Source organism: Qipengyuania marisflavi (assembly GCF_005884405.1).
Classification (GTDB): Bacteria; Pseudomonadota; Alphaproteobacteria; order Sphingomonadales; family Sphingomonadaceae; genus Qipengyuania; species Qipengyuania marisflavi.
The window spans coordinates 54,778-79,735 of sequence record NZ_VCAO01000002.1; the positions used below are offsets into that span (position 1 = coordinate 54,778).

At 62.4% G+C, this 24,958-nt stretch carries 26 protein-coding genes; 15 read left to right on the plus strand and 11 right to left on the minus strand.

Going from position 1 to position 24,958, the window contains the following annotated elements:
• Window positions 1-87: 87 nt before the first annotated feature.
• Window positions 88-2,946, minus strand: coding sequence for a valine--tRNA ligase (locus tag FEV51_RS04785; RefSeq protein ID WP_138616510.1), 2,859 nt, complete (start codon window positions 2,944-2,946; stop codon window positions 88-90).
• Window positions 2,947-3,041: 95 nt separating this feature from the next.
• Here FEV51_RS04785 and FEV51_RS04790 point away from each other — a divergent pair, with 95 nt between their 5' ends.
• Genes FEV51_RS04790 through FEV51_RS04805 form a run of 4 tightly spaced genes read left to right on the plus strand, consistent with a single transcriptional unit; the run spans window position 3,042 to window position 6,615 of the window.
• Entirely contained in the window at window positions 3,042-4,154 is a 1,113-nt protein-coding gene (locus FEV51_RS04790) for an ABC transporter permease (RefSeq protein WP_138616512.1), read from the plus strand.
• A complete protein-coding gene (locus FEV51_RS04795) occupies window positions 4,154-5,056 on the plus strand; it encodes an ABC transporter ATP-binding protein (RefSeq protein WP_138616514.1) in 903 nt (300 codons plus the stop codon). The genes FEV51_RS04790 and FEV51_RS04795 overlap by 1 nt, the downstream gene beginning before the upstream one ends.
• A gap of 10 nt (window positions 5,057-5,066) precedes the next feature.
• A complete protein-coding gene (locus FEV51_RS04800) occupies window positions 5,067-6,014 on the plus strand; it encodes an MlaD family protein (protein WP_138616516.1) in 948 nt (315 codons plus the stop codon).
• A 19-nt stretch (window positions 6,015-6,033) separates the two neighbouring features.
• Window positions 6,034-6,615 carry an ABC-type transport auxiliary lipoprotein family protein gene (locus tag FEV51_RS04805; RefSeq protein WP_138616518.1) on the plus strand — a complete coding sequence of 194 codons (582 nt, stop codon included), beginning with the start codon at window positions 6,034-6,036 and terminating at the stop codon, window positions 6,613-6,615.
• Between the two features lies 1 nt (window position 6,616).
• Here FEV51_RS04805 and FEV51_RS04810 read toward each other — a convergent pair whose 3' ends face one another.
• Genes FEV51_RS04810 through crcB form a run of 5 tightly spaced genes read right to left on the minus strand, consistent with a single transcriptional unit; the run spans window position 6,617 to window position 9,731 of the window.
• Window positions 6,617-7,312, minus strand: a complete 696-nt coding sequence (locus tag FEV51_RS04810) for an ATP12 family chaperone protein (protein ID WP_138616520.1) — start codon at window positions 7,310-7,312, stop codon at window positions 6,617-6,619.
• Window positions 7,309-7,521 (minus strand): hypothetical protein, encoded by a 213-nt coding sequence (locus FEV51_RS04815; RefSeq protein WP_138616522.1) that lies wholly within the window; start codon window positions 7,519-7,521, stop codon window positions 7,309-7,311. The genes FEV51_RS04810 and FEV51_RS04815 overlap by 4 nt, the downstream gene beginning before the upstream one ends.
• A complete protein-coding gene (locus tag FEV51_RS04820) occupies window positions 7,514-8,167 on the minus strand; it encodes an HAD-IA family hydrolase (protein WP_138616524.1) in 654 nt (217 codons plus the stop codon). Before FEV51_RS04820 ends, FEV51_RS04815 begins: the two co-directional genes overlap by 8 nt.
• Window positions 8,167-9,324 (minus strand): RluA family pseudouridine synthase, encoded by a 1,158-nt coding sequence (locus FEV51_RS04825; RefSeq protein WP_138616526.1) that lies wholly within the window; start codon window positions 9,322-9,324, stop codon window positions 8,167-8,169. Before FEV51_RS04825 ends, FEV51_RS04820 begins: the two co-directional genes overlap by 1 nt.
• Complete coding sequence (gene crcB / locus FEV51_RS04830; protein ID WP_138616528.1) at window positions 9,321-9,731, minus strand: fluoride efflux transporter CrcB; 411 nt, start codon at window positions 9,729-9,731, stop codon at window positions 9,321-9,323. Before crcB ends, FEV51_RS04825 begins: the two co-directional genes overlap by 4 nt.
• A 215-nt stretch (window positions 9,732-9,946) precedes the next feature.
• On the opposite strand from crcB, the gene rpsU reads away from it, so the two are divergent.
• From rpsU to gatB, 8 genes are all read left to right on the plus strand, one after another.
• Window positions 9,947-10,150 (plus strand): 30S ribosomal protein S21, encoded by a 204-nt coding sequence (rpsU, locus tag FEV51_RS04835; protein ID WP_138616530.1) that lies wholly within the window; start codon window positions 9,947-9,949, stop codon window positions 10,148-10,150.
• A 117-nt stretch (window positions 10,151-10,267) separates the two neighbouring features.
• Window positions 10,268-10,882, plus strand: coding sequence for an FKBP-type peptidyl-prolyl cis-trans isomerase (locus FEV51_RS04840; RefSeq protein WP_138616532.1), 615 nt, complete (start codon window positions 10,268-10,270; stop codon window positions 10,880-10,882).
• A gap of 30 nt (window positions 10,883-10,912) precedes the next feature.
• Window positions 10,913-12,634: a DUF4153 domain-containing protein gene (locus tag FEV51_RS04845; protein WP_138616534.1), complete on the plus strand. Its 1,722-nt coding sequence runs from the start codon at window positions 10,913-10,915 to the stop codon at window positions 12,632-12,634.
• A gap of 60 nt (window positions 12,635-12,694) precedes the next feature.
• Complete coding sequence (gene gatC / locus FEV51_RS04850) at window positions 12,695-12,997, plus strand: Asp-tRNA(Asn)/Glu-tRNA(Gln) amidotransferase subunit GatC (protein WP_138616536.1); 303 nt, start codon at window positions 12,695-12,697, stop codon at window positions 12,995-12,997.
• Window positions 12,997-14,478, plus strand: coding sequence for an Asp-tRNA(Asn)/Glu-tRNA(Gln) amidotransferase subunit GatA (gene gatA / locus FEV51_RS04855; protein WP_138617238.1), 1,482 nt, complete (start codon window positions 12,997-12,999; stop codon window positions 14,476-14,478). The genes gatC and gatA overlap by 1 nt, the downstream gene beginning before the upstream one ends.
• On the plus strand, window positions 14,475-14,786 hold the full coding sequence (locus FEV51_RS04860) for a hypothetical protein (RefSeq protein ID WP_138616538.1): 312 nt from the start codon (window positions 14,475-14,477) through the stop codon (window positions 14,784-14,786). Before gatA ends, FEV51_RS04860 begins: the two co-directional genes overlap by 4 nt.
• Complete coding sequence (locus tag FEV51_RS13400; RefSeq protein ID WP_281281596.1) at window positions 14,783-14,908, plus strand: hypothetical protein; 126 nt, start codon at window positions 14,783-14,785, stop codon at window positions 14,906-14,908. Before FEV51_RS04860 ends, FEV51_RS13400 begins: the two co-directional genes overlap by 4 nt.
• Before the next feature lie 4 nt (window positions 14,909-14,912).
• Window positions 14,913-16,412, plus strand: a complete 1,500-nt coding sequence (gene gatB, locus FEV51_RS04865) for an Asp-tRNA(Asn)/Glu-tRNA(Gln) amidotransferase subunit GatB (RefSeq protein WP_138616540.1) — start codon at window positions 14,913-14,915, stop codon at window positions 16,410-16,412.
• A gap of 27 nt (window positions 16,413-16,439) precedes the next feature.
• On the opposite strand, the gene FEV51_RS04870 is transcribed toward gatB, so the two are convergent.
• The 3 genes from FEV51_RS04870 to FEV51_RS04880 form a co-directional block, all read right to left on the minus strand.
• Entirely contained in the window at window positions 16,440-17,309 is an 870-nt protein-coding gene (locus tag FEV51_RS04870; protein ID WP_138616542.1) for a hypothetical protein, read from the minus strand.
• A 75-nt stretch (window positions 17,310-17,384) separates the two neighbouring features.
• Entirely contained in the window at window positions 17,385-18,044 is a 660-nt protein-coding gene (locus tag FEV51_RS04875; protein WP_138616544.1) for a hypothetical protein, read from the minus strand.
• The gene (locus FEV51_RS04880; protein ID WP_138616546.1) at window positions 18,044-18,778 is read right to left on the minus strand and encodes a hypothetical protein; all 735 of its coding nucleotides are present in this window, start codon (window positions 18,776-18,778) and stop codon (window positions 18,044-18,046) included. The genes FEV51_RS04875 and FEV51_RS04880 overlap by 1 nt, the downstream gene beginning before the upstream one ends.
• Window positions 18,779-18,984: 206 nt before the next feature.
• Here FEV51_RS04880 and FEV51_RS04885 point away from each other — a divergent pair, with 206 nt between their 5' ends.
• From FEV51_RS04885 to FEV51_RS04895, 3 genes are read left to right on the plus strand one after another with little or no spacing between them, the layout of a single operon-like run.
• A complete protein-coding gene (locus tag FEV51_RS04885; RefSeq protein WP_187695307.1) occupies window positions 18,985-19,821 on the plus strand; it encodes a hypothetical protein in 837 nt (278 codons plus the stop codon).
• Window positions 19,818-21,035 carry a M48 family metallopeptidase gene (locus FEV51_RS04890; protein ID WP_138616548.1) on the plus strand — a complete coding sequence of 406 codons (1,218 nt, stop codon included), beginning with the start codon at window positions 19,818-19,820 and terminating at the stop codon, window positions 21,033-21,035. The genes FEV51_RS04885 and FEV51_RS04890 overlap by 4 nt, the downstream gene beginning before the upstream one ends.
• Window positions 21,032-21,628 (plus strand): hypothetical protein, encoded by a 597-nt coding sequence (locus FEV51_RS04895; RefSeq protein WP_138616550.1) that lies wholly within the window; start codon window positions 21,032-21,034, stop codon window positions 21,626-21,628. Before FEV51_RS04890 ends, FEV51_RS04895 begins: the two co-directional genes overlap by 4 nt.
• 74 nt (window positions 21,629-21,702) lie before the next feature.
• On the opposite strand, the gene FEV51_RS04900 is transcribed toward FEV51_RS04895, so the two are convergent.
• Together FEV51_RS04900 and FEV51_RS04905 are read right to left on the minus strand one after the other, a co-directional pair.
• On the minus strand, window positions 21,703-22,005 hold the full coding sequence (locus tag FEV51_RS04900; RefSeq protein WP_138616552.1) for a hypothetical protein: 303 nt from the start codon (window positions 22,003-22,005) through the stop codon (window positions 21,703-21,705).
• A 65-nt stretch (window positions 22,006-22,070) separates the two neighbouring features.
• Window positions 22,071-24,938, minus strand: a complete 2,868-nt coding sequence (locus FEV51_RS04905) for a M16 family metallopeptidase (protein WP_171033046.1) — start codon at window positions 24,936-24,938, stop codon at window positions 22,071-22,073.
• Window positions 24,939-24,958 lie beyond the last annotated feature (20 nt).

Here is a 24,958-nt window from a genome sequence, read left to right on the forward strand (position 1 = left end):
GCAGGGCTTCGGGTCGATTTCGCAGTCATATCCGGCCCATACCTGAAGCTTGGCGTGTAGGAAAATCCTCCCCGCATGGGGGAGGCTTTAGCCCAGCCGTGTCAGGGCCGCTGCGATCCGCTCCACTTCGGCGCTGTGATGCGCCAGATCGGCGCGGGCTTTCTCGACCGCTTCGGGCTTCGCCCGGTCGACGAAATTGGCATTCGACAGCCGCCCGTCGAGCGATTTGGCTTCTTTGCGCGACGCCTCCAGCGCCTTGCTCAGCCGCGCCTTTTCGGCATCGACATCGACCACGCCTTCCAGCGGAATGATGAAGGCATCGTCCCCCGCTGCGATCTGCATCGCCGCGCCTGCGGGCGCTTCGGCGAAGTGGATGGGGGTGAGACGCGCCAGCCGCTCGATCGCAGGCGCATTGGCCTCGATCACTGACTTGCCCAGCGCGCTGGGGGCTGGGCACCATGCGGCCAGTTTGACACCCGGAGAAATGCCAAGCTCGTTCTTGGCCCCGCGCATCGCGCTGGTCAGCCCGATCAGCCAGTCGATTTCCGCCTTGGCCTGCGCGTCAACCTTGGCATCCGGCTCGGGCCATTTGGCGGTGATCAGCGGGTAATCCGCGCGGTCGCCCTGTGCATTCCACAGCTCTTCGGTGATGAAGGGCATGAAGGGGTGTAGCATGACCAGAATCTGGTCGAGCACCCACCCGGCAACAGCCTTGGTCTCGGCGTCGAAATTTGCCCCCACGCCCGGCTTGATCAGTTCGATATACCAGTCACAGAACCGGTCCCACACGAAGTGGTAGATGGTGTTGGCGGCAGCATCGAAGCGCAGATCGGCCAGCGCCTTGTCCAGCGCGGCCTGTGTTTCCACCACTTCGCCGATGATCCAGCGATTGACCGCGTGGCTGGCGGCAGGCGCGGCCAGTGTCTCGCTCGCGCCGATGCCGTTCGACTGGCAGAAGCGGGTAGCGTTCCACAGCTTGGTGGCGAAATTGCGATAGCCTTCGACCCGGCGGTCATCCATCTTGATGTCGCGGCCCTGGCTTTCCATCGCCGCCATGAAGAATCGCAGCGCATCGGCGCCATATTTGTCGATCAGGCCCAGCGGATCGACCACATTGCCCTTGGATTTGGACATTTTCTGCCCGTCCGCCGCGCGCACCAGACCGTGCAGATACAGCTTCTTCCACGGGTTTTCGCCGGTCAGATGCCGTCCCATCATCGCCATCCGCGCATCCCAGAAAAACAGGATATCGAAGCCGGAGATCAGCAGGTCATTGGGGTAGTGTTTGTCGAGCAGGTCGGTTTTGTCGGGCCAGCCGAGCGTGGCAAACGGCCACAGCGCGGAGGAGAACCATGTGTCGAGGACGTCATTGTCGCGGGATATGCTCACGCGGTGCTGGTTGAAAACACCATCACCAATAAATACTTCAATTCCGTCTCCATAGTATTCACGGGCTTGTTGAAGCGCGTCGTCTTCTGACTCAGCGACAAAAGGTTGCTTGTCTAAAATCGCGCGAATTTGGCCCTTTGGGGAAAATGCAGCAGCGTCTTCGGAGGCCGCAAGATATAATCCGGACGCGTCTTTTTTCGGTCCATACCATGCCGGTATCCGGTGCCCCCACCACAGCTGGCGGCTGACACACCACGGCTGGATGTTCTCCATCCAGTTGAAGAATGTCTTCTCCCAGCTTTTGGGAACAATCTCGATATCGCCATCGCGCACGGCCTTGATCGGGGCCTGTGCCAGTGTTTCGGCATCGACATACCATTGGTCGGTCAGCCACGGTTCGATGACCACGCCGCCGCGGTCGCCGAAGGGGGTCTGGATGGTGCGCGGCTCGAAATCGGCCTGCGTTTCCTCGCCATTCTTGTCTTTGGTCACGTGCGGGATCAGGAAGCCAAGCGCGTTCATCCGCGCCGCCACCAATTCGCGCGCGCCATCGACCTTGTCGCGGCGGAAACGGTGCAGGCCGAGAAATTCTTCGGGCACCAGTCCGTCCGCCGTCTGGCAGACATCGCCATTGCCATCGAGCATATTGAGCATCTCGCCCGGTTTGAACCCGGCGCGTTTGCCCACTTCGAAATCGTTGAAATCGTGGCCCGGAGTGATCTTCACCACGCCGCTGCCCAGTTCGGGATCGGCGTGTTCATCGGTGATCACCTTGAAGCGGCGTCCGGTGATCGGCTGGAGGATATCCTTGCCCACCACGCTGGCATAGCGCGCATCATCGGGGTGCACCGCCACCGCCATATCGGCCAGCATGGTTTCGGGCCGCGTGGTGGCGACCACGAGGTGATCCTTGCCCTCTGCCGTCATGACACCATCAGCCAGCGGATATTTGAAGTGCCAGAAGCCGCCCTTGGTCTCCACGGTTTCGACCTCGAGATCGGAAATCGCGGTCTTCAGCTTGACGTCCCAGTTCACCAGCCGCTTGTCGCGGTAGATTAGGCCGTCCTTGTGCAGATCGACGAAAACCTTGGTCACCGCATCGGTGAAATGCGGGTCCATCGTGAATTGTTCGCGGCTCCAGTCCATCGAACAGCCAAGGCGGCGCAGCTGGCGGGTGATCGTGCCGCCGCTTTCCTCTTTCCACTGCCAGACCTTGGCGATGAAATCCTCGCGGCTGTAATTGGTGCGCTTGTCCTGCTGTGCCTCCAACTGGCGTTCGACCACCATCTGCGTGGCGATGCCTGCGTGATCGGTGCCAACCACCCATAGCGCATCCTTGCCGCGCAGCCGTTCATACCGGATCATGATATCCTGCAGCGTATTGTCGAGCGCGTGGCCGATATGCAGACTACCCGTCACATTGGGCGGCGGGTTGACGATGGTATAGGGCGCGGCGCCGGGCCGGGCCGGGCGAAACAGCCCTTCCTGCTCCCAATGCGCGTACCAGCGCGCTTCGATTTCAGCGGGGTCGAAGGTGGTGTCAAGTTCCTGGGCCATAGGGCCACGGCCTTTGCCAGCCTGTATTGTGCGATGCAACGCGCTTGTGCCTAGCGGCTTGTTTACCGGCCAATTTCACCGCATACGCAGGGTAGATGAACGAACTGGCGCAATACGAGCTCGATCAGGGGGGCGACGGGGGCGGGGTGCTGACCCTGTCCGGCCCCTATCTGGTGTCGACCGTGGGCGCAGTCGAAGACGATTTGCAGGATCTGGACGGCCCCATCGCCACCATCGATGTGTCGCAAGTGACCGAAATCGACACGGTTGGCGCATGGATCGCCAACCGCCTGTCGCGCCAGCATTCGGCTGAAATCACCGGCGCCAGCGAACGCGCGCAGCGACTGATGAATGCGCTGGGTGAAGACTTTGACGAAGAGGAAATCGCCGCCCCGCGTCTGCCCTTTGCCACCCGCGTGCCCGAGGCGATGGGCGAGAAAGTGTTCAATGCGGGCCGGGGTGTGCGGGGCGTTATCGGCTTTCTCGGCGCGCTGCTGATCGCGTTTGGCTCTGTAATCCGCCACCCGCGCAAATTCCGCTGGCTGGCGCTGGTCCATCAGTTGGAGCTTGTCGGCGTGTCGGCGCTGCCGATTATCGGCCTGATGAGCTTCCTGATCGGCATCGTCATTGCCCAGCAGGGCGCGGTGCAGCTGCAACAATTCGGGGCGGAGACTCTGACGGTCAATCTGGTTGGCCGGATCACCCTGCGCGAACTGGGCGTGCTGATGACTGCGATCATGGTCGCGGGCCGTTCGGGCAGCGCCTTTGCCGCGCAGATCGGGACGATGAAGCTGACTGAAGAAGTCGACGCGATGCGCACTATCGGCATTTCGCCCATGGTTGCCTTGGTGATCCCGCGCGTGCTGGCCTGCACTTTCATGATGATCGTGCTGGGGTTTTACGCCTCGATCATGTCGATCATCGGCGGCGCAGTGGTCGGTGATGCGATGCTGGGCATTCCGTTCTGGACCTTTCTGGTGCGCATTCAGGAAGTGGTGCCGGTTTACGATTTGTGGGTCGGGATGATCAAGGCGCCGGTGTTCGGCCTGATCGTGGGCCTGGCTGGCTGTTATCACGGGATGCAGGTGCAGGGCGATTCCGAACAGGTCGGGCTGCGCACCACGATGGCAGTGGTGTCGGCGATCTTTGCAGTGATCGTGATCGATGCGTTCTTCGCGGTGTTTTTCACCAATATCGGGTGGGGCTGATGGCCGAGGATGATCAGGGCCAGCCGCTGGGCCGCCACCAGCGCTATCGCGGTGAATATCCCATCGTCGTCGAAGGGCTGCAAACGGCATTTGGCGAACAGGTGATCCACGACGGGCTGGACCTGAAGGTCAAGCGCGGCGAGATTCTGGGTGTGGTCGGCGGATCGGGCACCGGCAAATCAGTGCTGATGCGCGCGATCATCGGGCTGCAACATACGGCTGCGGGCAATATCGACGTGTTCGGTCGGTCAATGACCGATTCCGACCCCGATGCGGACATTGGCGTGCGCAACCGCTGGGGCATCCTGTTCCAGGGCGGCGCGCTGTTCTCCACGCTGACCGTGGGCGAGAACGTGCAGGTGCCGCTCAAGCAGTTCTATCCTGAATTGTCGGAGAGCCTGCTGCACGAAATTGCGCGCTACAAGGTCAAGCTGTCGGGCCTGCCCGAAGCGGCGGTGAACAAATATCCGTCCGAACTGTCGGGCGGGATGAAGAAACGCGCAGGTCTGGCGCGGGCGCTGGCGCTAGATCCTGAACTGTTGTTTCTGGACGAGCCGACGGCGGGTCTCGACCCCATTGGCGCGGCGGCATTTGACCAGCTGACCAAGGAATTGCAGAAAACCCTGGGCCTGACCGTGTTTCTGATCACCCACGATCTGGATACGCTGCACGAGATTTGCGACCGGGTCGCGGTGCTGGCAGACAAGAGGGTGATCGCGGTGGATACGGTCCCGAAGCTGATGGAACTCGACCATCCCTGGATACAGGAATATTTCAACGGTCCACGCGGCCGCGCGGCGCTGACCGCGCAGGCGCTCGATGAATTGCGCAAGCATATGGACGAGCCCGTGGCTGCGCAGGCGGTCAAAGCGTTGGACAAGCCCGCACCGGGCAAGGCATAGGGCAAACAGCATGGAAACGCGGGCAAATCACGTTTGGGTAGGCGCGGTCACATTGTTGATCCTGGGCGCCCTTGCGCTGTTCATCGTCTGGCTGGCGCGGCTGGGGACGGGTGAGCAAAAGGAATATGACATCTTCTTCAAAACGTCGGTGGCCGGGCTTGCCAATGGTAGTCAGGTGTCCTTCGCGGGTGTTCCCGTCGGACAGGTCGACCAGATTGTGCTGTGGGACAAGGACCCCGAATTCGTCCGCGTGCGGATCAAGGTGAAGGAAGATGTGCCGATCCTGGTCGGCACCACCGCCACCATTCAGGGCAGCTTTACCGGCGTTTCGGCGATCATGCTCGACGGCGCGCGCAGCGGTGCCCGCGAAATCACCTGTGAAACCACCGCCTGCACCGAAGGCGCACCGATCATTCCGCCGGCAGCGGGCGGCTTTAACGAAATCCTCGCCAACGCCCCGCTGCTGCTGGAACGGCTGGCGACGCTGACCGAGCGGTTGACGATGTTGTTGTCGGACAAGAATCAGGACGAAATTCAAGGCATTCTGGGCAATGCCAATGAAGCGAGCGCGGGCTTTGCCAAGGCGGCCCCGCAAATGGAACGCACGCTGGCCGAATTGCAGGTTACCCTGCGAGAGGCGAGCGGCGCTTTGGACGGGTTCACGCAGGTTACGAACTCGACTGACAAGCTGCTCAATCAAGAGGGCGCGCAGCTGGCGAACGAATTGCGCGGTACGCTGAAAGCCGCCAATGGCGCGGCGCGGCAGCTGGAGCAGACTTTGGCCGAAGCTGCGCCTGCGACCAAGCAGCTGACCGAAAGCACGCTGCCCGCTGCCGAAGCCACGCTGAAAGACCTGCGCGCCACCAGCAAGGCGCTGCGGCAGGTGACCGAGAAGATCGACGAAGGCGGCGCGGGCGCATTGCTGAGCAGCCAGCCGCTGCCCGATTACGAGCCGTGATGTGAGGGAAGCCCGAGCCATGACCACCCTGTTCAAAATGGCCGCACTGGCCCCGGCGCTGCTGCTTGGCGGCTGCCTGAGTCTGGGCGGTAAAGTGCCCGAGAGCCTGCTGACGCTGACCCCGACCGCAATGGCCCCGGCGGGAAACACCGCCGGTAGTCAGAGCAATGCGCTGGCGATGGTGGAATTTGACGCGCCGTCCTCTGTCGATGTCACGCGAGTGCCGGTGCAGATGTCCGACACCGAACTGGCCTATCTCAAGGACGCGGTATGGGTGGAAAAGCCCGCCCGTCTGTTCCGCCGCCTGATTGCCGAAACTATCCGCAGCCGTTCTGGCCGCGTTGTCATCGATGGCGATGATCCCGGCGTATTGGCAACCGACCGGCTGCAAGGCACCTTGCGCCAGTTCGGCTATGACGTGCCGACATCGTCGGTAGTGCTGGTATTCGATGCGGTTCGCAATGGCGAAGGTTCGGCCGTGAACACGCGCCGGTTTGAAGCGCGCGTCTCGGGCGTTTCTGCCGATGTGGCATCGGTTGGACCGGCACTGAATCAGGCCGCGAACGAAGTTGCTGGCCAGATCGCCGACTGGGTCGGCTGAGTTAGCTGCGCACTGCGGCGGCAAATTGCATCGCTGCCAGAAAATCCGCCTCACGCCGCGCAGTACGTTCAGCGGCCTCGGCATCTTTGCCCCATTGTTCGGCCTGCCAGATTTCTTCCAGATTGGCAGCGTCCCACAGCGCCTTGCCATCGGCATACGGTTCCAGCGCGGCCAGACCAACCACCAGTGAGGCGCTGAGCGCGGTCAGCTGGTCGAAAGCAGCCAGAGTGAACGGGTCGAGCGCCGCCAGCCGTGCGCGCAAAGCCGCCAAAGTGGCCTCAGCCTGCGGGCGGTGAACCACCCCGCTGACACGCACCAATGCAATGTTTTCGCGTGCTTCGCAGGCGGTGACAATCGGCTCCCACACTGCGTGCTGACGGCGATAGAATGGCTCGTCCGGATCGGCGCGGTAACACAGCGTATCGGTCTCGGCGAAGGCGAGCAGCTTGTCGGCCACCGCCGCCGGATCGGGCGCGACCACATCCAAGGCGTAATCGGCCATATCGCGGAAAGTAAAGGCGGCAGGGTCGAGCTGCTCCCCCTGCTGCTCCCATTCGGCGGCCAGCAGTTCGGCCAGGCCGGCTGTCGGCACACTCTGCGCCGCACCGCGCTGAGTCTTGAGCGGCTTGCCGTCCAGCCGGACTTCATACGCGCCCGCTGTTTCAGCCACTGTTACATCGCGATAGAAGCGCTTCATTGACGCGGGTTTTTCCAACTTTTGGCCAGCATGATCGGGATCACGAAAAAGCCTGTCGCGCCCAACACTAACAGCATCGTGCCAAGCGCGCGCGGCTGGTCCAGCCGCCCGGCGATAATCATCGCGCCGATCACCACCATGGCCGCCCCGCTAAGGCGCAATGCCTGAAGCAACCAGAACCGTTTCATCGCCAGATCAGGCTCAGCCATTGATCAATTCCCATAAGTCGCCGGGCGCCTGTGCCACTGCGCAGGCTCCGGTGGCGAGCAATTCGCCCGGTTTGTGATAGCCCCATGCCACGCCGATTGCCCGCACACCCGCGCTGCGCGCCATTTCGGTGTCGAAACTGGTGTCACCGATCATCACTGCGTCGCTCACCGCCACTCCGGCCTCGGCCAGTGCAGCCTCCAGCATGGCGGGGTGCGGTTTGCTGGGATGCCGGTCAGCGGTTTGCAGGGTTACGAATTTGTCGCGGATGCCGTGAGTGGTCAGACACGCCTCCAGCCCGCGATCGCTTTTGCCGGTGGCCACGCCCAGCAGCCAGCCGGCATCATCCAGCCGCTCGATCAGCGCGGCAATGCCATCGAACAGCGGTTCTTCCAGCCGACCAGAGGTGCGGCGGCCTGAATAGCCGCTCTTGTAAGCATCCAGCGCGCGGGCGTGCTGGTCGGCGCTGGCATCGGGCGCCAGCATCCGCAGCGCCTGCGGAAGGCTCAGCCCGACCATCCGGCGCACGGTGTTGCGATCTGGCTGGGGCAGGCCCGCAGCGGCGAACGCCTCTTCCATCGTCTCGCAAATCGCCGCCTGCCCATCGACCAGCGTGCCGTCGCAGTCGAACACGACCAGACGGCTCATCAGCGCTTGTCCTTCGGCTTGGGCTTGGCCCTGGAATTGGATGGCGGTTTGGTTTTGGCACCATCACTGGCATCGCGCCGTCCGCGACGTTCGCCCTTGCGCGCCTTGCGATATTGCTTGGCGTGCTGGCGGGCGGCCTGCTTCTTTTCCTCACGCGTGCGTTCGGGCGGAGAATCGTTGAGCGGCTGGGCATCGCTCAACCCCTGATCGAAGCCCAGCTGCGCCATGCTAGCGGCGAAATGTTCGGGCAGTTCGGCCGTGGCATCGATCTTGCCGCCGCCCGGTGCGCCAATGATCAGCCGCCGCGCGTGGAGATGCATCTTGCGGCTGAGCGAACCGGTCAGGAACGCTTCCTTGCCGCCATATTTTCCGTCACCCACAATCGGATGCCCCATCGCCGCGCAATGCACGCGCAATTGGTGGGTGCGCCCGGTCAGCGGTTCCAGTTCAAGCCATGCGGCCTTGTTGCCCGCGCTGTCGACGACACGGTATTTGGTCTTGGCAGGCTGGCCCTCTTCCTCGTCGACATGCATTTTCTCGCCGCCGGTGCCCGGCTGTTTGGCCAGCGAAGCGTCGATCGTGCCTTCGCGGATGTCGGGCACGCCGACCACCAGCGCCCAGTAAACCTTCTTGGCGCTGCGTCCGGCAAAGCGTTTGGAGAAAAACGCCGCGCTGCCCGGCGTCTTGGCAATCAGCAACACGCCGCTGGTGTCCTTGTCCAGCCGGTGGACCAGCCGCGGGCGAATATCGTCATCGCCGGGCGCAAAGGCGTCCAGCAGGCCATCAACATGGCTGAAGGTGCCGGTACCGCCCTGCGTGGCGAGGCCGGGAGGCTTGTCCAGCACCAGCGCGGCATCGGTTTCGGCGATCACCATGCCCTTGGCCTGCTCGATCTGATCAGGCGTGAGCGGGCGTTTTTCCTTGGGTTTGCGCTGCGCAGTCTCGCCGCCGGGCGGGACGCGGATTTGCTGGCCGGTGACCAGCCGGTCCTCAGGTTTGCTGCGTTTGCCATCGACGCGGATCTGCCCGGTGCGTGCCCAGCGCGACACGGTGCCGAAGCCGACCTGCGGCAGATGGCGTTTGAACCAGCGGTCCAGCCGCACGCCGTCATCATCTTCGCCGACGATAAACTGGCGTACATTGTCGGAAGCGGTCATGCCGTCACCCGCATCACGGTCAGCCCGAACAGCAGCGCGCTGATGCCCAGTGCAAAGGACAGCACCGCATAAAGCGCGGCGAAAGTGTATTGGCCGCGCTCGATCATCATGACCATCTCCAGGCTGAATGCGGAAAAAGTGGTGAAGCCGCCCAGCAGGCCGACCCCCAGTAACAGGCGCAATTGCTCACTCTCGGCAGTGCCGTGGCGGAACAGATAACCGGCCAGAATGCCCATCAACAGGCTGCCCAGCGCATTAACGGCCAGCGTGGCCCAGGGAAACATCGTCACCGCCTGCGGGCCAAGCCATGCGGTCAGCGCGCGGCCCGACTGATAACGCAGGACGGCGCCAGCCGCGCCGCCAATGGCGACATGGAGCGAGGCGACAAGGGGAGACAGCGATTGCATCGCGGCACCTCTAGCGATTTGGGCGGGGCGAGGGAAGCGGCCAACGAACGCGGCAGAAGTGCTTGCAATTCGCGCCCCGAATCCGTAGGTGCGCCCTGTGCGAGCCGGTCCGGAACGGATTCGGCGCGTTTTTCGTTTATCAGACGAACCCATTATTTATTCAAGGCAGACCCGCTGGCGCGGGCTTTCGCCCGTTTTGTGAGGTGTTGGAATTTATGCAGATCATCGTTCGCGATAACAACGTCGACCAGGCCCTGCGCGCGCTCAAGAAGAAGCTGCAGCGTGAGGGTGTGTATCGCGAAATGAAGCTGCGTCGCCACTTCGAGAAGCCGAGCGAGAAGCGCGCCCGCGAGAAGGCAGCTGCCGTGCGCCGCGCCCGCAAGCTGGAGCGTAAGCGCCTGGAGCGCGACGGGTCGTAAATAGCGAACCCGCCTCGCAAGCAAAGCGCTTGCGGGCCAAGCCAAGCTAAGCCAAGAGGGCGCGGACTTGTTTCCGCGCCCTCTTGCATTGCGGCGCCAGCCTTCAGGATTCCCCAGATGACCGAGATTACCCGTGTTCCCCTGCAACCTGTTGCCAAAGGCTCTCTGACCAAGCTGTGGCTGGGTGTACTGATCGCAGTCCTGATCGGTGCGGGTCTCGCCTTTGCGGCGTGGCAAGGCGGGCCGCGCGGGGTCGAAGTTGAAACAATCCGTGCGGGCACTGGTGGTTCGCCGCAGATGGGCGACGTGGTGTTCGTATCCTATGTCGGCAAATTGGCCGATGGCGCTGAATTTGACCGCTCGCAGCCGCTGCCGATCCCGCCGGGCCTGTTTCCCGATGGCAATCCGCTGCTGATGGAAGAAGGCGCGATTATTCCGGGCTTCCTTGAAGGGCTGCAACAGATGGAGAAGGGCGGCAAATACACGCTGACCATCCCCGCTGATCAGGCTTACGGTGCTGAACCGCCGGAAGGTTCGCCCATTCCGCCAAATTCGGACCTGCTGTTCGAGATCGAGCTGAACGAATTTATGGGCCGCGAAGATTTCCAGCGCCGCGCCGCCGCGTTGCAGCAGATGATGCAGGCCCAGCAGGGTCAAGGCGCGGGACCGGGCCAGGGACCGGGACAGGGCGCCGACGGCCCGCTTGGCCCGCCATCACCGCCAGCGGAATAATCGCCGCCAGTAACGGAACGGGGAGTTCGCATGACGTCAGCCGCCGCCGCGACCCCCGATTTTCCCACGATTGTCGATTGGCCGCTGCGGCCATGGCCGCTGGCCGCGCTGCTGGGTGTCGCCGGATTGCTGGTGCATTTCGCCAGCCACACACGCGATTACGCGCAGGATCTGGAGGCATGGCGCGCGGCGCTGACCGCGCTGGTGTTCTTTGGCCCGCTCGCCGCGGCCTTCACCATTGACCGCAATGACTGGCAAGCGCCGGCGGTGCTCGCGGCGCTGGTCGGACTGGTCATGGCGGGCATCGCCTGGCGCGTGGCCCGCGCGCAGGACCATTATGCGGACGAACAATTCTGGTTCGCCGCCGGCGTGTTGGCGATCGGGCTGGCGCTGCCGCTGTTTCAGGCCGGGTTCCACCGGCTGCGCTGGAACACATCATACCGTCAAACCCATTTCCACGTCTGGACCGACGCGATCAGCGCGGCGGGCGCGATGGCCTTTACCGGCCTGTCGTGGCTGCTGCTGTTTCTGCTGGCCGAACTGTTTTCCGCAATCAAGATCGAACTGCTGCGCGATCTGGTGCGCGAGGGCTGGTTTGGCTGGATGTTCAGCGGTGCGGCCTTTGGCGCGGCTCTGGGTGTGCTGCGCAACCAGCTGAAAATTATCGGCACGCTGCAATCGGTGGTCTTTCTGGTGTTTTCATTAATGGCAGTGCCGCTGGCAGCGGCGCTGGCGCTGTTCCTGTTGGCGGTGGTGTTCAGCGGACTGGATGTGTTGTGGGCCGCAACGCAGCGCGCCACGCCGCTACTGCTGTCCTGCGCGGTGGGCGCGTTCGTGCTGGTCAATGCCGTGGTGCGTGACAGCGATGCCGAGGCCAGCAATTCGCGCGTGCTGCGTATCGCCGCATTTGTGCTGGCGCTGGGCATCCTGCCGCTGGCGCTGCTCGCCGCGGTGTCGATGGGCACACGCATTTCGCAACACGGGCTGAGCCCCGAGCGGCTGTGGGCGTTGATCGCGATTGCGGTCGCTGTGGCCTATGGGGCGGGCTATTTCGTCGCCGCGCTGCGCGGACGGCGTGAAGGCTGGCGCGATCTGGTGCGGCGGGCAAATCTGCATCTGGCAGTCGGAACCTGCGTGATTGCATTCCTGCTGGCGATGCCGATCCTCGATTTCGGCGCGATCTCCACGCGCGACCAGCTGGCGCGGCTGCAATCAGGCGCAGTTTCGGTGGAGGATTTCGATTTCGACGCCCTACGCTGGGACTTCGGCGATGCAGGCCGCGCGGCGCTGGCGAAGCTGACCAACAGTGACAATGCGAAAATCGCGGAACTGGCGACCGATTCGACCAAGAGCGAATACAGGAGATACCGCGCCGAAGCCGCAGATACCCGCGCCGACCGGATCGAGAATCTCCGCATCCAGTTTGACGACGCCACGTTGCAAGACGCAGTGCGATCCTATGTCCGCGCGAATGGATATCTCTGCAACGACGCTTGTTTCGCTCTGGATATTGGCGCGGCGGAAGAGGGCGGTCGGCGCATTGTGTTCGTGCAGGAACGCGGTGTGTCTTTCCAGACCATCGATCCGGCCGCAAAAATCGACAGCGCAGACAACATCACCCAAACGCGAGAGATTGATCGGCCTGTCCGCGCAGACCAGCCGCTCACCACCGATTCCAAGGTCGAAATCCGCGAATGGAACGGTCGCCAGATCTATGTCGACGGCAAACCGCTGGGTGACCCCTTCGAATGATGGTGCGATGCGGCGAAAGCGTGCTTGAAGCGGTGCGCCAGCCCAGCTAACGCGCGTGCCATGTCGGTCAATAAAGCAGATGTGGCGAAAATCGCCTCGCTCGCGCGGATTCGCATGGACGATGCCGCGTTGGAGCGCATGGTCCCTGAACTCAACAATATCCTCGGCTGGGTCGAGCAATTGGGCGAGGTCGACACCAGCGGTGTCGAGCCGATGACTGCGGTCATCGCCAACACGCTGCGACTGCGCGACGATGTGGTCGATGCCGACCCACTGACCGCAGGCGGACGGCGCGAGGATGTGCTGGCCAATGCGCCCGCTGCCGAGCATGGATTTTTCGGCGTGCCCAAGGTGATTGAATGATGTCCGATCTGACCCAGCTTGGCGTCAAAGCCATCCGTGACGGCGTGTCCGGCGGCGATTTCACTGCGCGCGAAGTGGCCGAGGCGTTTAATGCCGCTGTTGCCGGTGCCGCCGCGCTCAACGCCTTTATCGTCACCACTCCCGACCATGCATTGGCCGCTGCCGATGCAGTGGATGAGCGGCGCGCGCAGGGCGAAGCGCTTGGCGTGATGGGCGGCGTGCCGATTGGCATGAAGGATCTGTTCTGCACCAAGGGCGTGCAGACCACCGCCGCCAGCCACATTCTCGAAGGCTTCATCCCGCAGTATGAAAGCACTGTGTCGAGCAACCTCTGGGCCGCAGGCGCGGGGATGCTGGGCAAGCTCAATCTCGACCAGTTCGCAATGGGCTCGTCCAACGAGACCAGCTATTTCGGCAATGTCTCCTCGCCCTGGCGCAAGGATGGCACCAATGCCGCGATGTCGCCCGGCGGTTCGTCAGGCGGGAGCGCGGCCTCTGTCTCTGCGCGCATTGCCCCGGCGGCAACCGGCACCGACACCGGCGGTTCGATCCGCCAGCCTGCCGCCTTTGCGGGCATTTGCGGGATCAAGCCGACCTATGGCCGGTGCAGCCGTTGGGGAGTGGTGGCTTTCGCCTCCAGCCTCGATCAGGCCGGACCGATGGCACACAGCGTGGAAGATTGCGCGATCATGCTCGGCGCGATGGCGGGCTTCGATCCCAAGGATGCGACCAGCCTGAAAATGGACGTGCCGGATTGGGAAGCAGCTCTCGACGCGGACCTCAAGGGCAAGCGCATCGGCATCCCGCGCGAATACCGCATGGAGGGCACCGATCAGGCAATCCTCGACAGCTGGGAACAGGGCAAGGCGTGGTTGCGCGATGCCGGGGCCGAGATTGTCGATATCAGCCTGCCGCACACCAAATATGCGCTGCCCGCCTATTACATTATCGCACCTGCCGAAGCCTCCAGCAATCTGGCGCGCTATGACGGCGTGCGCTACGGCCTGCGCGATCTGCCAGAGGGTTCCGGCCTGCAGGATATGTACGCCGCCACCCGCGCCGCGGGTTTCGGCGACGAGGTAAAGCGCCGCGTGCTGATCGGGACCTATGTGCTCAGCGCGGGCTTCTACGACGCCTATTACACGCAGGCACAGAAAATCCGCGCGCTGGTGGCGCAGGATTTCGCGCAGGCATGGGCGCAGTGCGATGCGATCCTCGCACCGACCACGCCCACCGCCAGCTTCCCGCTGGGTTCGCTGAGTGACGATCCGCTGACAATGTATCTGAACGATGTATTCGCAGTGCCCGCCAGCCTAGCCGGACTACCCGCGATGTCAGTGCCCTGCGGCGTGACCAGCGAAGGTCTGCCGCTGGGCCTGCAATTGGTCGGCAAAGCCTTTGACGAGCAAGGTGTGCTGAATGCTGGGTTGGCGATTGAAGAACGCGCCGGGTTTACGGCTAAGCCGGAGAAATGGTGGTGACGATTATCGGGTTTCTTGCAGTTGTTTTTGTAATTGTGGGACCAATTTTTCTCGTACTAAGTGTCGCTCAGGCCAAATGGACAACTTACGTTTTCACCTTTGCCGGCTTGGCCATCCTTGCTCTGATGGTTTGGCTGATGACCATTTTTGATGAAGACACGGTCATTTTTGCGTTTTGTGGCATCGGGTTGATCTTTGCTGCCGTTGTTTGGTGGTTCCAAACATACGATCCAGAAACCAGTCGTATGCGACAGGACTACCTTGAGAAGAAGCAGCGTGAAAGAGAAGCAAGAAGGAACAATTGGTGACCAAGGAAAGCGCCGATACAGCTTCAAAATCTGCCGTCACCCCGGCAAAGGCCGGGGTCCAGTGCGGTTTCGCGACGTGGCAAAGCTGGATTCCGGCCTTCGCCGGAATGACGAAGGGTTGAGGCAATGAGCAACTACCGTATCCAGGGCGCAACGGGCGAATGGGAGGTCGTGATCGGCCTTGAGGTCCATGCGCAGGTCACTTCGAATTCCAAGCTGTTCAGCGGCGCCGACACCACTTTCGGCGCCGAGCCGAACACGCAGGTCAGCCTCGTCGATGCCGCGATGCCGGGGATGCTGCCGGTACCCAACCGCGAATGCATCCGTCAGGCGGTGCGCACCGGCATGGCCATCGAAGCGCAAATCAACAAATACAGCCGGTTCGACCGCAAGAACTACTTCTACGCCGATCTGCCGCAGGGTTATCAGATCAGCCAGCTGTACCATCCCATCGTAGGCGAGGGATCGCTGACCATCGACGCCGATGACAAGGCGGGTATCCCCGAGGATAAGGTCATCGGGATCGAGCGGATCCATGTCGAGCAGGACGCTGGTAAACTGATGCACGACCAGCATCCGACCATGTCCTATGTCGATCTCAACCGCTGCGGTGTGGCGCTGATGGAAATCGTGTCGAAGCCCGATATGACCTCGCCCGCCGAGGCCGGGGCCTATGTCCGCAAGCTGCGTAGCATCCTGCGCTATGTCGGATCATGCGACGGTAATATGGAGCAGGGATCGATGCGCGCCGACGTCAATGTCAGCGTCCGCAAGGTGGGCGATACTGAGTTGGGCACCCGCACCGAGACCAAGAACGTAAATTCGGTCCGCTTCGTGATGGCCGTGATCGAAGGCGAGGCGCGCCGTCAGGTCGCGCTGATCGAAGACGGCGGCACAGTGGTGCAGGAAACGCGGCTTTACGATCCTGACCGCAACGAAACCCGCTCGATGCGCTCCAAGGAAGACGCGCATGACTATCGCTATTTCCCCGATCCGGACCTGCTTCCGCTGGAGCTGGAGCAGGACTTCCTCGACGCTTGCCGGGCCAGCTTGCCCGAGCTGCCCGATGCCAAGCGCGCGCGCTATACCGATGCGCTGGGCCTGACGCCGTATAATGCGCGCGAACTGACTGCCGAGGTCGAGACTTTTGCGCGCTTTGAAACGCTGCTGGCGGCCACGGCGGGCCTGCTGGGCAAGGGCGAGGAAGCGGTGGCAACCCAGGTCGCCAACTGGTCGCTTTCGGTCGCGCCGGGCGTGATGAACGCGCTGGGTGACGAGGCCAATCCCGCCCACGCCACTGCCGCTGCGCAGGCAGCGATCCTGAAGATGCAGGCGGCGGGCGAAATCAGCGGCGGGCAGGCCAAGGAGATCTACGAGATCGTCCTGAAAACCGGCCGCGAACCGGGCGAAATTGCCGAGACCGAAGGCCTCAAGCAGCAGAGCGACACCGGCGCGATCGAAGCGGTGATCGACGAGGTTCTGGCCAGCAACACCGACAAGGTGGAGCAGTATAAAAGCGGCAAGGACAAGCTGTTCGGCTTCTTCGTCGGCCAGACGATGAAAGCGATGCAGGGCAAGGGCAATCCGGCGGTGGTCAACCAGCTGCTGAAAGACAAGCTGGGCTGACCCGCGCCGGGCAGTCGGCGTCGCGGCTTAGTCGGTCGCGGCCTGCACTGCGATAAAGCCGTCACCCTTGGACCAGATCACTGGCCCTGCCGCATCGCGCATCAGCACTGGCCCGTGGAAACCGCCGGTAAAGGCGCTCTCGCGCTTCTTGTCGGTCGCGGCGTCGAATTGTGCGGGTGTCAGCGCCATAACGGCAGGGATCAGCGTCTCCAGCCGGGCAAAGGCGGCGGTGAGCGCAGCCTTGGCCACGCGGCCATTCTCGGCGCTCCAGCGTGTCACATTCTCGCTTGGCTCGTAAGACCGCTTCGCCAGCCGCACACTGCTGACGATCTGCTGGCCGTAAAGCCGCTTGAGATTGTCCCCGTGTGCCACCGACAGATCGGCGATAATTTGCAATTGCGTGAAATCGGGCGACATCTGATAGCGATAGCTGACCAGACCGACCTGCTGCGCCGGATTGGCAGCGACAAAATCTGCAACCGAATTAAACGCCGCGCCAGGCACCAGTTCGATTTCGCTGGCCGCGAACCATTCGGGCGCAGCGATGGCCTTGCGCGTGGTTTCCAGCGCCAGACCTGCGACATCGAAATCCATCAGAACGTCAGCCAGCGGCGCAACCGCCGCATCGGCGCGGTCGGCTGCATTGGCCGTCATCACCGAACGCTTGTTGTCCATGCCGGCAATCACCAGCGCCCCGATCAGGCCGCCGCCAGCTCCATCGGTGACCACCCGGCCGACATCGACCGAGGTGCCGATCCGCTCTTGCGCGATCGTCACTGCGACCGGGCGCAGGCTGGCAATCGCGCGTTCGGTTTCCGGCATGGCAGGCGCGCCATCACCGGCATTCGCCGCAACGGGTGCGGCCAGTGCGAGAAGGATGGCCAGGGTACGGTTCACCGGTATCTCCGAGTTTTTATGGAGGGTAGAAATACGCAGCGGGGCACCGCCATCGGCAGCACCCCGCCAGCGGGATCAGATCTTGTTGGAATATTCGAGGAAGTTCTTGGTGAAGGCACCGCGCAGATCGGATTCGGCAGCCTCGGTCTCGTCAGTGGTCTTGGGCGGGAACTGGCTCAGGCCATTACCGCCGCGACCCTTGACCATGTCGGTTTCGGTTTTGCCCGTACGGAAATCCTTGAAGATGAAGCGGTTGTTCAGCGAACGACCGTAAATCGCCTTCTTCTGGTAGAGGTTCTGCGTGACGATCAATTCCGCATAGCAAGGAGCAGTCGATTCGGTTAGGCGGGTCTTCACCTTGGTCGTGATCTTGCGATCGGCGATCGGGGTTTCATAGATGATCTGCGTGCCTTCAGGCATTTTCAGCTCGGCAACCAGATCGATTTCCGCCAGCGCAGCAACCTGCAGCCGGGGGCCGAGGGCTTCCTTGAGGTATTCTGCCTCGGAAATGTTGCGGTCCTTATTGGCCGCCGCATCGGCAATCGCGCCAACTACGCCGAAGCCCGAGAGCAGCGAAGTGGTCTGCGCCTGACCTTCAGTGGTGGGGAAGACGTGCAGTTCGCAAGTTGCGGTCTGCGGTACAGCTACGGCTTCCGGCTGGGCGTCCTGCGCCGCAGCAATAGTGGCAACACCCAGAGCGAGCGTGACGCCCGCAGTCATTGTGAATTTACGCATTAAAGTTCTCCGTCCAGATCGTTAATTTCGGAATTGGCTGGGGCGGCCGCGCTGTCGCTGTCCGCCAGAATTTCGGTTGTTTCGGCAATGGGTTGTTCCGGCTGCGCAGCCAAAACTGGTGCTGCATTCTCGCCAATGATGAAGGCAATTTTCTCACCTGTGCGGGCACGCAGTTCGCGGCCCTGTTCGATGAACCCGGCCTTGCCCTTGATGAAACCGGAGAAGACCCCGACGGCAATCCAGCTGGCGAACACTGCGCCATTGTTGTTCTTGCCTTCTTCGCGGTAACGGCCATCCAGCCGCACACCGCCCGTGGCCAGTTCCAGCGTGCGCAAGGAAATGCCCAGGATGCCGGGCTTGCCAAAGCCGCCCTTGGCCGTTGCGAAAGTGACCTCGCCCCAGCCGATGCTGCCCGCCGGGACGACCACTGTGTCGTTGTCGATCACATCTTCCAGCACCGTGACGCTGAAGCGGTCACCGACCTTGTGGGTCTGGCTGGAAAGCTCTTCATTGAGCATGACCTTGAGCGGGGTGAAGCCTGGCAAGGTGGCGGATTGCGCCACGATTGCTGGTTCAACTGCCGGTGCAGCAACCGCGGCCTCATCGGCAGCAGCCATGGCTTCACCAGCAGCCACGGTATTTACCGCGCCAACCTGGGCAACGGCGCCTGTATTCAAGAAGATTGCCGTCAACGCCAATGCTGCGGCGCGGGTTACGTCAGAAATGCCGCCCATAATTTTACCCACCCGTTGTTTGGCGGCAGCTATGACAAGGCATTATGCGAGTCTATGATTCCTAGCCAATCTGGCCCCATACCAATTGCTAATTTGCGCCACTGTTGCGCGCCAACAACACGTTCACCGGCCAAATGGATTTTCATCGCCGGTTCAGCACGATGCCGGCATATATCCGCCGCATTGATCGTGGAGGGTCGCATCCCATGAAGGCATTACTCACGGCGATTGTCGCCGCATTGTTACTGTTCGTCCCCGCCGGTTCCGCGCATGCGCAGTTCGGCGGGTTGGAGCGTACCGAGGTCAAGGAGGGCTATCAGCTCAAACCCGGCGCAGTGCAGATTCTGGTGTTCCGGCCCGATGTCCACGTGGGTGAACAGACCACCGGCGGGATGAACGAACCCAATGCCGAATGGACCCAGACTGCCAAGGCGCACATCATGGCGGCGCTGGAGCAGGAGCATCTGGCGCGGGGCAGCCAGCTGGTGATGGTGACGCAGGAAGACGGCGAAATGGGCGAACTGGTGGCGGATTACACCGCGCTGTTCGGCACGGTCGCCAATTCGGTGCTCAATCACAAGATGGTGCGCAGCAACCGCCTGCCGACCAAGCGCGATGCGTTTGACTGGACGCTGGGCGAAGATGCGGCGCGGCTTAAGGCGCTGGGCGGCGATTATGGCCTCTTTTTCTACACTTACGACAGCTATGGTTCGACCGGGCGCAAGATCATCCAGGGTCTGGCGCTGGTGCTGGGCGGGGGCTTTGTCCCCTCTGGCGTGCATATCGGTTATGCCGGTCTGGTCGATCTGGATACCGGCGATCTGGTCTGGCTGAATGTCGACACGTCGATGGGCGGGGACATCCGTACAGCCGAGGGCGCGCAGAAACGCGTGGCGCAGCTGATGGAGGAATTTCCGGTGCGCGCAGAGGGTGTTGTGGTGCCAGAGGGGACCGTGACCTTTGATCCGCCGCTGCCGCCAGACGGGCCGGTTGATGACGAGCCGGTCGTTGCCAGTCCAACCGCTGCGGGAGACGGGCAATGAAGCAATTTGCAATCACCCTGGCCGCCAGCGCTTTGTTCGCCAGCCCGCTCGCCGCGCAGGACGTGGCTGCGGTGGAGCAGGTGGCTGACCCCGCGCCGCTGCCCAGTGCGCATGGCTATGAACCGCAGGACGATCTGGAAAAGGGCCTGTGGTACGAAATGGACGAGGCCGAGCGGCGGCTGAAACAGTCCAAATTCCTGATCGAAGACCCCGCGCTTAACGATTATGTGCGCGGTGTGCTGTGCCGCACGGTGGGCGAGGATCGCTGCCCAGCGGCGCGGATCTATCTGATGCGCACCCCGCAGTTTAACGCCAGCATGGCACCCAATGGCGTGATGCTGGTCTATTCCGGCCTGCTGCTGAGGATGCGCGATGAAGCGCAGTTGGCGGCGGTGCTGGGGCACGAGTTCACCCATTTTGAGAAACAGCATTCGCTCCGCCTGTTCCGTAATATGCGCAAGAAGAGCGATCTGATGGCATGGCTGTCGGTCGCGCCGGTCCGGCTGCCCTATGCTGCGGCGATGGCGACGCAATTTGCTGTGATCGGCAGTGTGTTCTCCTTCAGCCGCGATATGGAGCGTGAGGCGGATGCCGGATCGATCAAGGAACTGGCGCAGGCCGGTTACGATCCGCGCGCAGCCAGCGCGGTCTGGTCGCAGCTGGGCGCTGAAATGGACGCCACCGCCAAGGAGCGCCGCCACCGCAGCAACAAAAAGCGCGGCGGCCTGTTCGCCACGCATCCGCGCACCACTGACCGGATGGGCACGCTGGCGCAGCTGGCAGAGGCCGCCGTGCCCGATGCCAGCGCCGCGGAGACTCGCGCCGCTGAATATCGCGCGGCTCTGGGAGACTGGTGGCCGCAGCTGATTGACGACCAGATCGCCTTGCAGGATTTTGGCGGGACCGAATATCTGCTTGCCACGCTGGCGGGTGGTGATCCGGCGGGCTGGACGGGCGATCTGCTCTATGCCCGCGGCGAGTTGTACCGCGCGCGCGCCAAGGAAGGCGATTTCGCGCAGGCGGCAGACTTCTTCCGCCAGGCAATTGCCACCGGCGATACACCGCCTGAAAGCTGGCGCGGGCTGGGGCTGGCGCTGATGAGACTGGGCAACAAGCCCGAGGGGCAGGAGGCGCTGCGCAGCTATCTGACGCTGCGGCCGCAGGCAGCCGATGCCGCCTTGCTGCGAACGATGGCCGGGGAGACACTATCGTGAAGCGTCTGGGAAAACTGTTCATCGCACTGGCTCTGGCAGCCGGGCTGACAACGCCCGCACAGGCGGGCTGGCGTCTGGTCGAGAAGGGCGAGGAGCGCAAGGTTGCGGGCCGGATGTATGTCACCCCGACCGAAGACTGGAACCGCTCCACCATCCGCCCCGTCAGCCGGTCCGAAGTGTGGACGCGCGACGGACGTGAGCTCAACGATCTCGATTTTTTCATGGGGATCAAGGATGGCAAACCGCTGTTCCGCGAAACCCATCGCAAGCGCGCGCCGCTGCCCAAATTCGACCCCGCAATGCTGCCCACCGATATCGTGGAGTGGTATCAGGACACGGCCAACATCGTACTGGGCGGATCTTTGTTTGCGATTACAGAGGTCAAACCGGCGCGGCTGGCGGGCTATGACGGCGTGCATTTCGCCTTCAGCTACACCGGCAGCGACAATGTCGAGCGCAAGGGCGAGGTCCGCGCGGCGATCATCGACAGCCGCCTGTATCTGATCAGCTTCGATGCTCCGTCGCTGTATTATTTCGACCGCAATATCGGCGGTGTTCGGGTGTTGATGGATAGCGCGCGGCTCAAACGCTGACGCATAACAACTGATGTCACTAAAAAGGGGCGCCGGAGATTAGTCCGACGCCCCTTTTGCATTGCTGCGCAGGATTAGTCCTGACGCTGGCCTGTGATCGGCATTGCGCCAAATGCACCGGCATTGACCGTTCCGGTCATCTGATTGCCTTCAACAGTGGCTTCACAATCGAGCGTCATCGGCATGGGGACCGTCATGTCCATCTTCCAGGTCAGCTTGTCGCCGTCCATTTTGCCATCTTTGACGTCCATCGAGCCCATCGCGCCGGCCATCGAGCCGGTGAAGCAGCCATCATCGCCGGGTACGACGGTGAAGGTGCCTTTCTGTTCGCCCATCGGGCTCTTGACGACGGTGTCATAGGTTCCAGCTGCGGACATACATATTCTCCTGTAATTGATTTCGTGGACATTGGGATAACTGACAGTGATGTCAATAAGGTCCCTTATTCGATCTCCATCACTTCGACTTTGAGGCCAAGCGTGTCCAGCTGCGGGCGAACCACCGCTGCATCGCCGACCACCACATAAACCAGGCTGGGTTCAAGGAAATTGGCCCGGCCAATTGTGTCGAGTTCGGCAGCGGTCAGGTTCTTGTACCGATCAGCCAACGTTTCGTAATAGGTATCGGGACGGCCATAGCGCACGATATTGATCAAGCCGCCCAGCACATCATTAGCGGTTTCGAACTGACCCGGCAGCTCGCGCATATTGCCGTTGATGATCCGCTCCAGCTCGTTGGGCTGCACGCCGCGGGTGGTAACGAAATCGCCGATCTCGCGGCGGATTTCGGCGATGGAATCGCCCGTGCGGTCAGCCTGTACCGGCGCGTTGATGCGATAGGACACGCGGTCCAGCCCGGTAGCGATGCCAGTGCCGGCACCATAGGACCAGCCCTTGTCTTCGCGCAGATTCATGTTGATCCGGGCGAGGAAGCCGCCGCCCAATGCCTCGTTCGAGGCGTTGACCAGCACCAGATCGTCCGTGCCCTTGAAGTCGAGCACGCGGCCTGCGGAGATGATCGACTGCGGCGAATTGGGCCGGTCGAGCAGGATTATCCGCTGCGTGTTCTGCGGCAGAGCCAGATCATAACCACGTGCCGGTTTGGCCGTGGCAGGGGCTTTCCAGTCGGCGAAGCTGGCTTCGAGCAGGCGCACCGATTCTGCCAGCGTGGTATCGCCCACCACATAGATGCGCGCATTGTCGGGGCGCAGCCAGGTGGCGTGGAATTTCTCCAGATCGCCGCGGCTCAGCCCCTCCAGCGTGGCGGCAGTGCCAAGGCCGGAGCTGGGCAGGCCATAAGGGTAATCGCCAAACAGCGCCTTTTGCAGCGCACGGGCGGCGATCGAATTGGGGTCCTTCAGCTCGGCATTCAGGCTGTTGAGCAGCTTGCTGCGCACCCGTTCGATATCGCTATCGCGCAGACCCGGATGCCGGATGAAATCGGCCAGAAGTTCAAGCGAGGGGGCCAGATTGGGTGATAGGGCCGACAGCGTAAAGGTCGTCCAATCGGCGTCGAAACTGCCTGAGACATTCGCGCCCAGCCGTTCCTGCGCGATGGCAAGAGCGGTGGAGTCGAGATCCTTGGTGCCTTCATCCATTACCCCGACAAGCAAGCGCTGCGTGCCCAGTGTGGCGCGGGTTTCAGCGGCACGGCCGGCATCGAATTCCACCATGACCGAAACGGTCGGCACGGCGTCGCGGCGGGCGAAGTACACTTCCATCCCGTTCGACAGTGTAGCGCGTTCGATATCGGGGAAGTCCAGCCCGGTCAGGTCGCCCATCGGCGGCAGCGTGCTGCGGTCGGCGTGGGAGAGCGTGACCATGGCGTCGAGATCGCAGACCTCTCCGGGGCAGTAATTGGCCTGCGCCACGTCTTCGATCCGCGTTGGTTCGCGCACGGCACCGCCGCGATCTTCGCCGCCTTCGGTGCGTTCACCGGGGGTGATGATCAGGTTGAAAACCGGACGCGACACCCACTGGCGGGTCAGCGCGGTAACCTGTTCAGGCGTGGCAGCTGCCATCTGTTCCAGCTGCTTTTCGACAAAGCCGGGATCACCCATGAACAATTCGCCGGAGGCCAGCTGCGGCGCTTTGCCGCCAAAGCCGCCAACCGATTCCAGCCCGCGGATCACGCCCGCCATGGTGCTGACCTTGGCACGCTCCAGCTCGTCAGCGGTGGGGCCTTTGGCCAGGAAATCGGCGATCTGGGCGTCGAGCTTGGCGGCCACTTCGTCCACCGAAACACCCGGCTTCACATCTGCCTGAACGATAAAGACACCGGCATCTTCCAGCGTCCAGTTGAACGCGGCCACCGAGACTGCAACCGGATCCTTGCGGACAAGCGCATTGTCAAGACGCGAGCTGGACAGCCCGCCGAGCACAGCCGCGCCCAGACCGACCGGAATGGCGTCTGGCGAGTTCGAGCCGGGTACGGTCCACATCCGGTACAGGCGCGTGGTGGCGACCTGATCGGTGATTTCCTTGGTTACCGGCGCTGCCAGTGTCGGGACCGGCATGGCGGGATGGTTTACTTCCGGCCCGGCGGGAATATCGCCGAACCATTCCTGCACCTTGGCGCGGGCGGTTGCGGTGTCGATATCACCGGCCAGCACCAGCACGGCATTGTTGGGGCCGTAATGATCCTTGAACCAGCTTTGCACGTCATCCATCGACGCCGCGTCCAGATCGCCCATCGAGCCGATGGTCGAGTGGTGATAGCGGTGCCCCTTGGGGAACAGGTTTTCGAAGATTTCGTACCGCAGCAGGCCATAGGGCTGGTTGTCGCCCTGGCGTTTTTCATTCTGCACAACGCCGCGCTGGTTATCGAGCTTTTCCTGCGTCACCGCGTTGAGCAGATGGCCCATGCGGTCGCTTTCCAGCATCAGCACGCGGTCCAGCGCGCCGGTGGGCACGGTCTGGAAATAATTGGTCCGGTCGCCATTGGTGGTGCCGTTGACGTCGGTGCCGCCCATTTGCTGGATATATTCAAACCAGTCCTCTGGCGCGTTTTCGGTGCCGTTGAACATCAGATGTTCGAACAGATGCGCAAAGCCGGTCTTGCCCGCAGGTTCGTGCTTGGAACCGACGTCATACCAGACCGAAACGCCGACCAGCGGCGCCTTGCGGTCTTCATGGACGATGACGGTGAGGCCATTGTCGAGCGTGAATTTGTCGTAAGGAATATCAACTTCGTCGACCAGTTCCTGCAGGCTGGCGACCTTGCCCATTTCGGCATGGTGGTCGGCATAGGCGGGGGCCGCGCTCGCAAAGGCGAGGGCAATGGCGCTGGTGGTGGCCAGGCGAAGTTTCATGATGGCAGTCCTTCCGGGAA